At 50.6% G+C, this 13,119-nt stretch carries 15 protein-coding genes; 11 read left to right on the top strand and 4 right to left on the bottom strand.

What is annotated here, in order from left to right:
• The first annotated feature begins 225 nt into the window (after positions 1-225).
• The 10 genes from AC3B8H_RS12775 (at position 226) to AC3B8H_RS12730 (ending at position 9,234) form a co-directional block, all read left to right on the top strand.
• Positions 226-852 carry a hypothetical protein gene (locus AC3B8H_RS12775; protein WP_427551974.1) on the top strand — a complete coding sequence of 209 codons (627 nt, stop codon included), beginning with the start codon at positions 226-228 and terminating at the stop codon, positions 850-852.
• An 89-nt stretch (positions 853-941) separates the two neighbouring features.
• Positions 942-1,571 (top strand): hypothetical protein, encoded by a 630-nt coding sequence (locus tag AC3B8H_RS12770; RefSeq protein WP_348637068.1) that lies wholly within the window; start codon positions 942-944, stop codon positions 1,569-1,571.
• 91 nt (positions 1,572-1,662) lie between these two features.
• Entirely contained in the window at positions 1,663-1,980 is a 318-nt protein-coding gene (locus tag AC3B8H_RS12765; RefSeq protein WP_281023476.1) for a hypothetical protein, read from the top strand.
• Positions 1,964-2,221 (top strand): hypothetical protein, encoded by a 258-nt coding sequence (locus tag AC3B8H_RS12760; RefSeq protein WP_281023478.1) that lies wholly within the window; start codon positions 1,964-1,966, stop codon positions 2,219-2,221. The genes AC3B8H_RS12765 and AC3B8H_RS12760 overlap by 17 nt, the downstream gene beginning before the upstream one ends.
• 104 nt (positions 2,222-2,325) lie before the next feature.
• The gene (locus AC3B8H_RS12755) at positions 2,326-3,978 is read left to right on the top strand and encodes a hypothetical protein (RefSeq protein WP_488441940.1); all 1,653 of its coding nucleotides are present in this window, start codon (positions 2,326-2,328) and stop codon (positions 3,976-3,978) included.
• Between the two features lie 820 nt (positions 3,979-4,798).
• Positions 4,799-5,362 carry a hypothetical protein gene (locus AC3B8H_RS12750; protein WP_488441939.1) on the top strand — a complete coding sequence of 188 codons (564 nt, stop codon included), beginning with the start codon at positions 4,799-4,801 and terminating at the stop codon, positions 5,360-5,362.
• Positions 5,363-5,464: 102 nt separating this feature from the next.
• A complete protein-coding gene (locus AC3B8H_RS12745) occupies positions 5,465-7,162 on the top strand; it encodes an SEL1-like repeat protein (protein ID WP_488441938.1) in 1,698 nt (565 codons plus the stop codon).
• 11 nt (positions 7,163-7,173) lie between these two features.
• Entirely contained in the window at positions 7,174-8,547 is a 1,374-nt protein-coding gene (locus tag AC3B8H_RS12740) for a hypothetical protein (protein WP_488441937.1), read from the top strand.
• On the top strand, positions 8,544-8,738 hold the full coding sequence (locus AC3B8H_RS12735) for a ribbon-helix-helix domain-containing protein (protein WP_488441936.1): 195 nt from the start codon (positions 8,544-8,546) through the stop codon (positions 8,736-8,738). The genes AC3B8H_RS12740 and AC3B8H_RS12735 overlap by 4 nt, the downstream gene beginning before the upstream one ends.
• Positions 8,731-9,234 (top strand): PIN domain-containing protein, encoded by a 504-nt coding sequence (locus AC3B8H_RS12730; protein ID WP_488441935.1) that lies wholly within the window; start codon positions 8,731-8,733, stop codon positions 9,232-9,234. Before AC3B8H_RS12735 ends, AC3B8H_RS12730 begins: the two co-directional genes overlap by 8 nt.
• Positions 9,235-9,288: 54 nt before the next feature.
• Here AC3B8H_RS12730 and AC3B8H_RS12725 read toward each other — a convergent pair whose 3' ends face one another.
• A complete protein-coding gene (locus AC3B8H_RS12725) occupies positions 9,289-9,420 on the bottom strand; it encodes a hypothetical protein (protein ID WP_488441934.1) in 132 nt (43 codons plus the stop codon).
• A 126-nt stretch (positions 9,421-9,546) separates the two neighbouring features.
• Here AC3B8H_RS12725 and AC3B8H_RS12720 point away from each other — a divergent pair, with 126 nt between their 5' ends.
• Positions 9,547-10,959, top strand: a complete 1,413-nt coding sequence (locus AC3B8H_RS12720) for an NUDIX hydrolase (protein ID WP_488441933.1) — start codon at positions 9,547-9,549, stop codon at positions 10,957-10,959.
• A 256-nt stretch (positions 10,960-11,215) separates the two neighbouring features.
• Here AC3B8H_RS12720 and AC3B8H_RS12715 read toward each other — a convergent pair whose 3' ends face one another.
• From AC3B8H_RS12715 to AC3B8H_RS12705, 3 genes are all read right to left on the bottom strand, one after another.
• A complete protein-coding gene (locus AC3B8H_RS12715; protein ID WP_281023486.1) occupies positions 11,216-12,019 on the bottom strand; it encodes a retropepsin-like aspartic protease family protein in 804 nt (267 codons plus the stop codon).
• 161 nt (positions 12,020-12,180) lie between these two features.
• Complete coding sequence (locus tag AC3B8H_RS12710) at positions 12,181-12,477, bottom strand: type II toxin-antitoxin system RelE/ParE family toxin (RefSeq protein WP_281023487.1); 297 nt, start codon at positions 12,475-12,477, stop codon at positions 12,181-12,183.
• The gene (locus AC3B8H_RS12705) at positions 12,465-12,740 is read right to left on the bottom strand and encodes a CopG family ribbon-helix-helix protein (protein WP_281023488.1); all 276 of its coding nucleotides are present in this window, start codon (positions 12,738-12,740) and stop codon (positions 12,465-12,467) included. Before AC3B8H_RS12705 ends, AC3B8H_RS12710 begins: the two co-directional genes overlap by 13 nt.
• Positions 12,741-13,119: the final 379 nt, after the last annotated feature.

Here is a 13,119-nt window from a genome sequence, read left to right as displayed (position 1 = left end):
ACGCCTACCAGCGTGGTGAAGACGCCGGCGGCAGTATCGATTGGGCGGACTTAGACCCGCTGATACCGTTAGCTCAAGAAGCGCTTGGGTTGTCTGATTCAGACCCAGCCGCTTAATCATCCTTCGGCTTTTCGCGGCATTCGCGGCGAGCCTCATGATCAATCCCTGCGGGAATGTCTGTTCCCGACTGGGGGCGTGGCGTTCCCGTATTCAACGGAGAACACCATGCAACATCCAATGATTGAACTGACCGTCTCGAATGGCCATACCATTCGTTACCAACGCCGGCCGTCCGGTACGTGTTTTCACGAAGAGACACCGCAAGCGGTGGTCGACATCCTCGAAGAGGTCTTGGGTACCCAGCGGAAAATCCGTTTGTACTATGGCGACCCGGCAACGGGACAGTCCTGGTTCGACGAGAACGACGTCATCGGCACCATCGGACGATCGGGCGGCAAGATCAAGGTGCCGTTGCTGATCGAGCCACTGGAAACCGGCGGTCCGGCCATTCTGGACCACTGTATCGTGCGAATCGACAGTCCGTTTCGGACCCTTTACCAGCACCCGACTTTTCGGGTCGGCGACGTTGCTGTCCAACCAGGCGTGCACGTCGATTATCCGTGGTCGGTCACGATCGACGGCCAAGTCCACGCCGGCTTTGCCACCAAACGGCAAGCGAATGTGTTTGCCGCCTTCATTCAGGGCAAACGGTTTGCGATGCCGATCGACAAGCACGGCGTAAAAGAGTGCGAAAGCGATGACTTGCCCTGGCAAGTCTGGTTGAACGACAAGCTGAAGGCCGCGTTTTTATCCGAAGCCGAAGCTAATCGCTATTGGTACGCGTTGCAGTAACCGCGCGCGGCTCAAACCTTATCGAACCCCGACGGGTATCACGCCCGTTTGGGTGGTGCCTGTCGGGTCTTTTTCTTAGGAGAAACACCATGACAGACCACCGACAAAACCCTGACGATGCCATTAAACGCACCGTACAGCAATTCTTGACGGACCAAGGCTGGATTGCGCTCGACAGCGTGGCCATCGCCACTAAGTGCTACGCCACCGCGGTCGGACCGAAGCAAGCCTATGTCTACTTAGCCCTTTGGGGCTGCGAATGGGTGTTGACGGCCGACTACGACAGTCAAGGCGGCAATATCCTGGAATCGCTCCGCGCGACCTTGCCCGAAACGGCCGATACCGATACCGATGAAATTCGGCGTTTGACGGCCGCGTTGTCGGACGAGATCGACGCGCGGATAGCGGATAGCTACGCCGTCCGTCTGATCCGGAACGAACCGCAAAAGCGGCCCTTCTCGCTCGGCACCGCCGTGGCGACGCCCGGTGCGATCGCCCTACTGGAAGAGACGTTGCTTGATCCTGGCCACTTGCTCTCGCGTCACGCCTGCGGCGATTGGGGCGATCTATGCGCCGAGGATCGTGCGTTGAACGACGCTGCATTGGAACAAGGCGGCCGACTGATGTCGGTGTACCGGATTTCCGAACAGGACACGGTTTGGGTCATTACCGAAGCCGACCACTCGGTGACAACGGTGTTGTTGCCGGACGAGTATTAACCCGATCGTTTTTTCAATCCACCCTGGCGGGGAGCGCAGTCTGTCCCGTACAGGGATGCTGCGCTACTCGCTGTTCAAAGGAGGAATCACCATGAGTACGCATGCAATGTTTTCGACTTACCCCTCACAAACCACCGCCGCCGTACGGGCCCGGTTATCCGATGTCGGCGTCGACATGACGGCGTTGTTGGATCGGCATGCTCGCGGCGATTGGGGCGATATCAATCTGGACGACGAACAGGAAAACGGCCTGTCCCTCGTCTGCGGCGGACCGATCGTGTCGCAATTCAAGCTGTCCGGCACGGACGGTATTCGGATTGTGACCGATACGCAACGGCGCACGACGTTGATTCGTCTGGCGACCGAGACGTTCGAACTTCGCGGGAGTCGTCGTGATGCCCGTACTTGAACAGTTCAGTCTAAAGCGGACACGCTGTTCGCTTGCAAACTGGCTGCAAGCACACGGCATTGACTGCAATCAAGCCAGTTTGAAGAAATCATTCGAATTTTACGGGATGACGTTTGCGCTATTAGCGACACTCGGACTCGCGTTTGTTTCGGTCGAAGGATCGCTGATTTTGATGGTTGCCATCATTGTGAATGCGCCATATTGGCTGGTTAAAGGCTACCAGCGATTTAAACGGCGTTAATTCAGCGATCGACTTTTAAACCCAATGACTCGGGGAAACGGACATTCCCCGCCAGGGGTGCGTCTTGGTTTTCCCGAAATTCAACATCCATCGAGGAAAAAATCATGAACGCACCACTACAATTGAAAGTCAACGCTGAACGATTAGTCCACAGTCTGAAATGGAGTTTCACCCATCAGACCACGTATTTGGGTGAACTGATGCAGAATGCCCGGCGTGCCGGCGCCAGTTATGTCGCATTCGACTACTGCGCCGAAACCAACACCTTGACCGTGACGGACGACGGCTGCGGAATCGATTCGCTCGACACCCTGCTGACCGTTGCCGAGTCCGGCTGGGACGTGGAATTGATTGCGAAAGAACACGCGTTTGGCGTGGGCTTTCTCTCGGCGTTATTCGCCTGCCGGCATCTGGGCTTATCCAGTAAGGGCGGGTGTTTTTCGGTCGATACCGATCATATCCTGGGGTTTCAACCGGTGGAGGTTTCGCCGGCGACCGCTTGGAACGGTCTGACCGAAATCCGGCTGGTCGATATCGCCAACGGTCCGCTCGAAAATACCTTGGCGGACTTAGCGGCCGGTTTTCCGATTCCGGTGCATTTTAACGGAGTCCCGTTACCGCGACCCCACGCCGTCGATGCTGTCGGCGCGGCGGAGTTCGTGGCATCGGCGGTCGGCGCCATTCGCTTGGCCAACCTGCTCGATGGCTATCGGTATTACCGGGATTGCCTGGTGTATTTACAAGGCCTACCGGTCTATCGAGGCCATTATTACCGGATCGGGGACACCCGCTACCCTGGCAATATCGTGCATCTGGATAGCGAACGATTCATGGCTCGCTTACCGGATCGCGACAAATTGGTGGATGAAGCCGATGTACTTCAGCGAGTTCGCGAAGCGATCGGCACGGCGATCGAAAGCCAGCTCACGGCACTGAAAACGGCCTTGAGCGCGGACGATTTCCTGGCCTATTACCCGGTGCTACGCGAGTGCGGCTTGATGCGCTTGCTCAACGATGTCGATCGACTGCCCACGCAGCTGGTCTCCCGTATCCAACGGTCGCCGGTCTGCGATACTGGCCTGTTTGGCGACTTTGAGGAAACGGTTGACCAACCGATCACCCAATCCGCCGTCGAAAGCGGACAAGTGCAATTGGTGACGATTGACGACGATCTTCAGTCCGATGGGGCCTTAAGATATTTGCTGGCCTGGAAAAAGGGCTGGGTGCTGGTCGATAACCGGTTGGACGCCGGGCATTGGGTGCAGCCCTATTTGCGGCACTTGAGCCAAGAAGAAGTGCAGTGCGAGATCCTCGACGAATCGCATCGCGCGCAATTTCAAGGCATCTGGGTCTGGGTCACGGCGGTGTTTTGCCGGGCTTACCGAATCCGGATCGGCGCCGATAGCGTGGACATCGATGCACACGGTGCTTATACCGGCAACGAGCAAGACGACGTGCTGATCATTCCCTGCCATGAAAAGTGGGGAGACGTGCTGGAACAGGTGTCGCGATTCTGCGAAAACGACGATGACTATCAAGGTCCTTGTCACGATCAGGATATCGAGCAATTCGCCCACTTCATCGTGGCGAATACCGCCGACGATCCGGCCGACGCGTTGAAACGATTCTTGCCGGATCTAACCGGATGCAAAATGCTACACGGCAACCGGTTTGTATTGGAAATTGATCAGAATGGGCAATTGACGGCCGTCACGTTAGCGAATGCCACGTTAACCGACCTCGAACAGCCGTCATGACCTGCAAATTCATCGTGGACGTGCAAACGCTGGATACCGAACCTGGCCATCCCGACTCCCCTTTTTCGCCGCCGGCGGATTGGGAAGGCGGGAACACCGAGTACCGAAACTGACTGAGAAGCCAATTCAAAGCGAGTCCCTGGGTTCGGCAACGACTAGGGATTGCCGCCCGGCGTTATGCCAAGCGGGAAACCTTAGACTTTCAAGGCCGGTTCGGCGCAGTATTGCCGGCCATCTTGGACAGCATTTTGAAGAAATTGCAAACCGAGCCATCGGTCGGCGATTAACGGATACCCCCTGACGCTTGCGTGAGGGGGTATTTTTTTGCGCAACCGATATCAATTGCGGATCCCGACCGAAATCAGCCAGGCATTCCGATTAAAAACCGCCACTGGTTCCGATGTAAACCAGGGCTATCGATTCGGATATGATAATGCCATAGATGAATGACAGCTTTTGGAAGTGATGAACTGTCTCAATCGACCCTAACCTGCCGTATACAAGAACATCTTCAGCGTCAACTTCATTTACAAAGCTGCCAGTCCAAATCCCTGAATAGGAACAATAGAATCAGTTCTCTATTGCAAGCGCCGCAGTAAAAACTCCCACAGTTCTCCCATTACAACAGCGCAAATTTTCAAGATACTTCACACCATGTTCAGACGGCGGGGTGCTGGTAGCAGCAACCCGCCGTCCACAACTTAATAGCTGGCTTGGTAATTGGCTAAGTCCATGATGAATATTGGTATCGATTAAAACTTTACGAAACGGCATTGAAGATACTGCCGTTTAACCGAACAAACAGCCGGAGAACAAAACCATGAACAGACTGCCAGAAACCGTCAACCAACAATTCAACCAATTGTTTGCCGCCATTGGTCACGCAGCCGATGACTTAAAAATCGAAAGCGCCGAAGCAAGTCTTATGGGAGATTTCGCGTCGGTAACAGCGAGAATGGAAGACTGTAAACGCTTGCAGACGTTGGAGGCGGAATTGAGAGCCTGTTTAAAACGCTTCGGTGACAAACAACCAAGCAAAGCCGTTATCCGACCCGTTCGGGCACATACTCGCCGACACACTCGCAAGTCGGGTGGCAAACTAAAGGTAACGGTCGGTGCAAAAACCATCGAACAAGCCACGATTTCGGATACCTTTGTGCAAACCCTGGCAACGCTGGGCTTGGATAAAGTCGCCCGACTCAACAAAAAGCTTTCCGGTATACCGTTATTAGCCAGAACCCCAGCAAGCGGCTATCAAACCCAAAAATTTCATCAAGGCTGGTATGTCACCACGCATTTCAATCAACCGACTGCGATAAAAATGCTGCAAGACGTGGGGAGAGAATTACATGTGCCGTTGAGAGTCGAGGCTATTGATCGCTAACGCCGCTGACAGACCAAATCCAATTGCTTAAGGCTCGATGACCGGCCCATGGCCTGCCAGTCTGTTGCCAAACCACACCGAACAAAACCAAAGGACACCGGCATGAACACAAACAACGCTTCTAACTCGAATGAATTCGATCCGAAAAAAACCGACAATAATCAAACCACGGATACTATCTTCGGGATTGATATCGTTGAAATTCGTAGAGGTTTCGAATCTGGAAAGCTCAACTATGATCTTGCTAAGGAAAAGTTATTCGGTGCAGAAAAGGATTATGAAGGTGGTATGGAAGAGATGATTGATGCTGCAAAGAAAGGCTACCCAGACGCTTTAAATTGGCTGGTGGAATCAGGGATTCGATTGATTATTCCTGGGGTTTTGTGGGAGAAAAATAATATCCAAGCTTGTGAAAGCTATGTTTTGCGGTTTTGCAGGGAGAACACAACTGGCCCTCACGCGGCAATGGCAAATTTTTTTCTTGGTTTGATGTGTTGGACAGGGAGAGGTATGGAAAAAAACGAAGAATTGGCGATTCGTTTTTTTGAAGAGGCTTGTAATGGACCCTTTTTCGACGAACTTGGAAACGATGGCGGTTACGATGAACATTTGGGTGAGCAATTAATCCATATGTACCTAGATATATTTTCCTGCCAGAAGAAAGCGGATATTTATGACGTGGAAACACGAGCAAAATATTGGAACTCAAATGAATTGGGCGAGCTATTGTGTAACGGTCTTCACGGACGTTATCCTTTTTTATGGATTGACAAATACTTTATTTTATCGATCCGCCTTGAAGTATTTGTTAAATCTGGCGAGTATTTATTGGCTGAGGATAATATTGAAGGCTTGTTAAGTGAGGTAACCGCACATGAAAGGATATTATTTAAGCCGTTTCGCACTATCCTTTTTCAACAGCTTGAACTCGAAAAAACCAATCAAAGTTTGATGGCAAAAGAACGCGAGCTCGAAGAAACCATGTCCATGTTCGCTCACAAATTCCGCAGTCCGCTCGATGCGATCATTTACAACACCAGTCACGAACATCAGCCCAAGCTGTACATTCAAGCGGCGCAAACCATGCGCGGCTTGCTGGACATTTTCAGCATCATTTCCACCGATGCCGACACGCTTCAGGAAAAGCTCAAGCAAGACTGCCAAGGCAATGGCAATTTGACCCTGCTATTCAGTAAAACCTTGGACATGATTTTGCTGCATTTGCTGTCGGTGTCCGCTACCGAAAAAATTCAGCAACACTATCTGCGTTACGCCAAAGCGAATGAACTATGCGCTGGCGATTTGACTTATAAAGCCTGGAACGAAGAGCATTTCGAACTGGAGAGGCAATTGCAAGCCGAATGGGAACAAAGCTATGCCCAGCTTTTGAGCGAATCGGCCACGCTGGAACAACGGCTGGCTTGGCTGGAACAACGCTTTTTCAAGCTGGAAATTCAGGGATTCGAGCGCGCCGATATACAATTCAAGGAATACGGCATCACCGAATCGTTTTTGACCATCCTGCTCAATGAAATTTTGGTCAACGCCTTCAAATACTACGCTTCGGCGGAGGCTCAGCCAGTGGTAGTGGAATGGCTCGGGCGTGACGGGTTTCAGGTATTGAGTTGCCGCAACCCCAGTCAGCGGAGTGAGCGTGACAGGCTTAAAGGTAGCGGCAAAGGGCATACCTTTTTGTCGGCACTGGCGCGGATCACGGGCAGCCAATTCAGCAAGCCCAAGCCCCAGGACGATTTTTTCATGGAGTTTGCCATTGCCGATCAACTGTTAATCTCAAGCTAGGAAGGTGAATAATGAGTTATTTTTTATGGGTGGAGGATTTTGAAAACGAAGCCAGAGTAACCGCCGCCAATGTGTTTGGCGGCGTACTGGATGAAGGTTTGTTTGATGACAAAAGGCAGGCGTTGAAATACAATTTTAAAAGCCAAGGCGTTTTTATTGAATTGAACTTTCAGGATGGTTTGGATTTTATTTGCAGCAAATTGGACACCGTCGATTATGTGATTCTGGATATTGATCTTCCAGCGTATGGCGATGACGGCATCAATCAAGATGTTCTGAATTTGTTGGTTAATTTTGAAGGATACCAACCTCAAGGAGTTGAGTCGGAAGACGAGGCGTTGCAAAAAAATGCGTGTAGCGAATTAAAGAAGATCGCTGGCTTTTATTTGTATACCAAATTGGTGGTTGAACTGGGCTTTCCCAAAGAACATATTCTGTTCTGTTCCAATCACGGCGAAAACACCCAAACCATCCAACAGGCATTCAAAACGGCCAGAATGGCGTTACCGAAGATTTATCAGAAATCGGATAACGTTGTTCAGCAATGGGTTAAACAACGGTATGATGATCCTTATTCTCGGTTGCGGCGAGGAATTATTGAAGGTTGCAAACTTGCAAAATCCCTGCCAAAAGAAAATGTATATTTCAATAATTTCATCCCCAAGCAAGACAGCATTCAGCACGAAGATATTATTAGTTATTTTCAAATATTGGAAAACTTCTTGCCTTTACGCGAACCTGAAAACAAACTAGCGCTTTACAAGTTATTCATCAGAACCTTATCGCATGAATGGGAGGCAACCGATCCTAAGAAGATAAAGGAATTGGCTTGGATTATGAAAAACGTACGGAATTGGGTTTCTCATAATTCGTTATTATTCAGTTGTATTGACGAAAAGCTCCTTGCTTACTTATTCATAATTAACTTGCGGCTTATGTTCGACTTTGATTCGAAGGTTCAGTCTTACGAAACAATCTTGCTTGCTTTATTTTCTCATGCTTTAACTGAACAACTTTTTAAGGATAAGGCGAAAAATGACTTACTTAAACCTGATATAGCGAAAACCTATCTTGATCTTAAAAACAAGGTGCTAGATGAAAAAGGTAAGGATGGAGTTAAGATAAATGACGGTTTTTATTTCAATGAGTTGGCAAATAATATCCAACAAAGCAATTCGCATTTAAAAGATGATAAACAGTTGTTTTCTGAATTGATTTATCAAATGTTTTGGCTCACGACATCTAATCCTTACGTGGGTACCAGTAATCAAAAGAAAACACTTGAAATTAAATTCTACGGTTTTAACTATCTGGAAAAACCGTACATTGAAGCCCTTGCTCGACATATTTATCACTGTAGCTTCTCCCCGAGACCTAACCCATGACCACCCTACAAACCCAAATCCCCGACCAACTCCTGCAACAAGCGCAATATTTGGTGAATCAAGGCTGGGTAACCAATATCGACGAATTGATCGCCGAGGCGATGCGCCGTTATCTGGAATCACACCGTGAAGCCATGAGCGAGCAATTCATTCGCGATGATGTCGATTGGGGCCTGCATGGGCATGATTAACCCGGTCGTTATTGCCGACGCCGGCCCCATTATTCATCTGGATGAACTCGGTTGCCTGGAATTGTTGGCGGATTTCGGCAAAGTGCTGGTTCCGGAAACCGTTTGGCTGGAAGTCGAACAGCACAGGCCGTTGGCGTTGAAATCTGAATATGACTGGCTTGTGCGTCAGTCGCCCAGGCAGCACTCAACCGTCGTTAGTGCGCTAACGCCGCTTTATAGCCTGCATGCCGGCGAACAGGAAGCCCTGCACCTGTGTATTGAGTGTGGCGATTGCCTGCTTCTGACCGACGACACGGCTGCACGGTTGGCCGCCAAAAGTTTGAATATTACCGCGCACGGCACCCTGGGTGTGTTGATCAGAGCCATACGCCGGCAGCGTCTGACAAAAGCCGAAGTCTTGGCCTTGCTGAATGCCATTCCAAAACAAACTTCGCTACATGTGCGTCCGACCTTGCTGCATGAGGTCATTAGCAATGTCGAAGCCAGTAGCGAATAAGTACGGTCAGATCTTGGTGCTTTCTGCAATCCCGAATCAATGACGACTAGCGATTTAATCAAAACCCTGCTCGGCCATCTGCCCCGCCACGCGGAGGAGGAAGGCGATTTTTATGCGGTCGAGCGCCGTCACTTGGTGGATGCGTTGTGCGTGGAGCATGGGCTTGACCGAACGCTTGCCGAACAAACGGTCGAGCTATGCGAGTGCTTGCTAGGGACTTTATCGGTGTTGCAGCCCGAAGCGCTGGCGAAAGGCCATTGGTGTTTCGTGTCGTTTCCGGCGCAATTGTTGGCAACGTCGGTACTGACGGCGATGAGCGATGCCGATTCTCGACTGTTCCCAGTCAATTTTTGGCATACCCAGAGCATCGCCGACGATAAAAAAGAACAGCAACGCAATGTGCTTAAAGCCATCGAACAAGCCCGTCTCGAACATCATGCCCGCCATCAGGCGCCACCGATTCGATACTGTTACGTGGCCTGGAGCATCATCAAGCTGGACGGCAAAATTCTGTTCTATCAGCGTGAAGACACCCAAAAACGCTTCGATAGATCCGCCGGTGATTACGGTTTGATCGGTGGCCGGGCTAATCAAAATGATGTGGCCGGCATCGTAGACCAAGCGACATTGCTGAGCACTTTGCAATCTCCGAATGCTCAAATGATTAAAGATGCCTTGCCGCAAACCCTGAAGCGGGAGTTACGGGAAGAAGCGGGTTTGCTGTTTGGCGAACATTACCATTTCCAACCTTGGCGCAGTTTGAAGCCTTACCGGCAAGTGCAGGGTGCGGCACCGAATCATGCCCTCACCGAATATTATCTGGATATTTTCAGGATCGAATTGACGCTGGACGGTTTTTTGTTTTTGCAGCAGCGCATCAAGAACGATAGTCGGCTTGCCTGGATTTCGCTGGACGACCTTGTTCGCGGCGACACCAGTGACGGCAAAATTCCCTATATCAAAGCGCTTTATGACGATTTCGACGGCGACCGTGCCGCATTGGTCGCTGCCTTGGCAGAGTTGCCGGATAGTTTCGTTGCCGGTTATTTATCGGATAAAGATAAATTCGGCATTACTTTACCGATAGCTCCCGGCAAGCCGGTTTTAGCCGGGGTATTGGGCAAGGAAAAGCCTTTGGAACTGCGGTTGAATAGCCGGCAATTAGCCTTGGTATTAGGTTTGGCGGCCCATTTGCGGGGTTTTGCTTTCGAGTCCTTATCAGCCGATATCGTGTTACATCCTTTCGGTTGGGTCGAAGCGGTGGGAAAGTCGTCGATTGGTCAGGAATTGATTGAACTGTCTGCCGCACTCGTCGGCAGAGAGTTGGTCTTGGAAAGCCGCCGAGATTGTCTATTTCGGTTGTCGATCAAGCCCGAGACGGTATTCTTTTCCGATGAACTCTTTTCGTTTTCAGTCTGTAGACAGGATTTGCTTGGCGTTAAAAATAAACTTCCAGCAACCATTGAAAGGCAATCGTTGCCTACCAGCTTTGGTGTGGTTCAAGCTAAGACCGAAGTGTTTAACCTGACGTTGGAATTTGCAGATAATCTTAGATTGTTATCCGAACAACAATTTTCCACTGACAACGAAGATGCGGTGAAAATTGAAGATGCTTACAAAAAAGGCATGCACAAGGACACGAGGTTTCAGGCTTTGGGTTTAAGGAACTTAATCCGCCGGGAAGCGGGGATTTTCCGATTTGTTTTAGATTACAAATGTTCCTGAAAGCTCATCTCGGTGCATGTGGCTATTGAATCTGACTGGCAGCTTTATCAAGACTTTCCTGCAGTTCGTTGGGAATCGTCGAGCGTCTCAAAGTGGCCGATCCAAGGCATTCAAAATCTGGCTGGGTTTGTATAGGAATCGGTGGCGGCGTTGCGATCGGAATACGCAATCAATCGCAACGCCTCTAGCAGATAGCTAGCTATGCAAAATATCTTATAGCTAGCTATCTTTTACTACTCTGAAGTATCAAACAACGCTAGTGGTCGCTGTACGTCGTCGTGCAGACTTGTTGTGCATTGCAAGTTACAGTCTTTTTCACCTTGGTCACTCGTTTGACCTCCGGTGCAGCGATCGGTTGCTCGGCGGCCAGTGTATTGGGCCGAATTGGGATCGAGGAAATCGCTGGGGCTCTAATAATTTGTTCCGGTGACGAACCGTTGGCCACCAAGGTCATGGTATTACCGCTCTGGGTGATGGTGAAAAGTTTCAAGGTATTCATGCCAATGAGCACTTCGTCCAGATGCTGATTGATCGTTGCATCGAGATTGCTGATTTCGGCGTTGCCAATTTTTAGGCTGGTGATTTGCGTCAGTCGATCGACGACCTTCCCGCCGGCCGTATTGGTATTGACGGGCCTACCCACGGGCAGATTGGCGGCGTAGGCTAAATTCGCTGGAATCGAGGTGATGGTTGCTCCGGTATCGATCAAAAAAGGCATCGGCACATGATTGATCAGTACGGTTCCTCGGAAGTGTCCTTGGCGATCGGCTGTTATTTCAAGCCCCCCTGAAATGGGGACATCAGCCGGATTGCCCAGAGGAATCGAAAGGCTTGGGGATGCTGGCGGGCGGGCTGCTCGTTGTTTTAAAAGTCGATCGGCCCCCAGCCAAAGACTGGACAGCACCAATGCCGGTATTAAAAGGTATTTCAGACTTCCAGATTTCCGTTGGGGCGGATTCGGACGGTTAATGTGTCTGAGCGAAGAGCCAAAATCATTGCCACCTGGCTTCGACGCCGATTGATGTTTCTCCCAGTAATAGTCTCGATCTTGTATGCCCATGCCACGCTCTCACGGTTGTAACGCTCGCCATAATGCGCCTAATATAATCTGGGAAGCGTCATCAGGATGAGAAGTACCGCACGCTGCCAACAAATCACCGCACGTTCGGTTCAATCACGCATTCTGGATCGCCAAACCAAGGTTGAAATGGAGGTTGTACATCAATCGGCTTGATACCGTTGCTCGCGGGTGTGCCAGACCCGGATAATCGCCACAATCTGGCCGTCCAACCTATAGCGCAGGATATATCCGCCCGTGCCGAATGGCAGGAACAATTCGCGGCGGTTGGTTCCGTCATCCAGGGGGTGGCCGATTTCCGGAAATTCGGCCAGGCGCCTAGCCCCGGCTCGCAGCACCTGACTGGCGCGGGCAGCCGCTGCCGGACTTTGATCTTCTAAAAACTGGCGTAAGCGCCGGGTGTCTTCTACAGCTTCGGGCAACCAAACTACTTTGGACACGGCAATTCGCTTTCACTGCCCCAGGAGGCCAGCCAGGCGTCAACGGCTTCGTTCGAAATGGCCTGGCCGGTCAGTTTGTAGCGTTGCCAGCGTTCTTGGTCTTCGCGCTTTTCCCGCTCGTAGGCTTCTTCACGCTCCACATATTGCTCAATAGCCGCCTTCATCAGCCAATGGGGTGTGCGTTCCTTGGCGGTGCTAAGCGCTTTAAGGCGAGCATGGAGCGTCTCATCAAGCTTGACCCCCGTGTTGATCGTTTTTGACATCGGCGCCAACCTCGGTGTTGTTTATTACAACTTTTTTAAACCTTTTACAACTAAAATGCAAGACGTCTCATCGACTGATGTTGCCTAAATGTAGAGCGTTGCTTTTTTGTCTCTCCTACGCAAACTGACGATCAATTTGTCGTCATGTCGAGGTTCGTATCCGATTCCAATCTCGCTTCAATGCGTTCAGCAGTGCATTTTCTATCCCATTCAGGGGTTGTAAGCCAGAACCCCTGAAAATTTTGTCTCTTGATGCCAACTCAGATACAACATACTCTACCAAACTTTGAACGCCGGCCACTGGCGACTCTCAAGTTTGAGGGCTGGTTTCGGTGGTATGGCTGACATTCAGAAGAATGGCTTTAATACAGAATTCTAT

The organism is Methylomonas sp. BG-2, from assembly GCF_057766305.1.
This window is presented reverse-complemented; position numbering and strand designations above follow the sequence as displayed.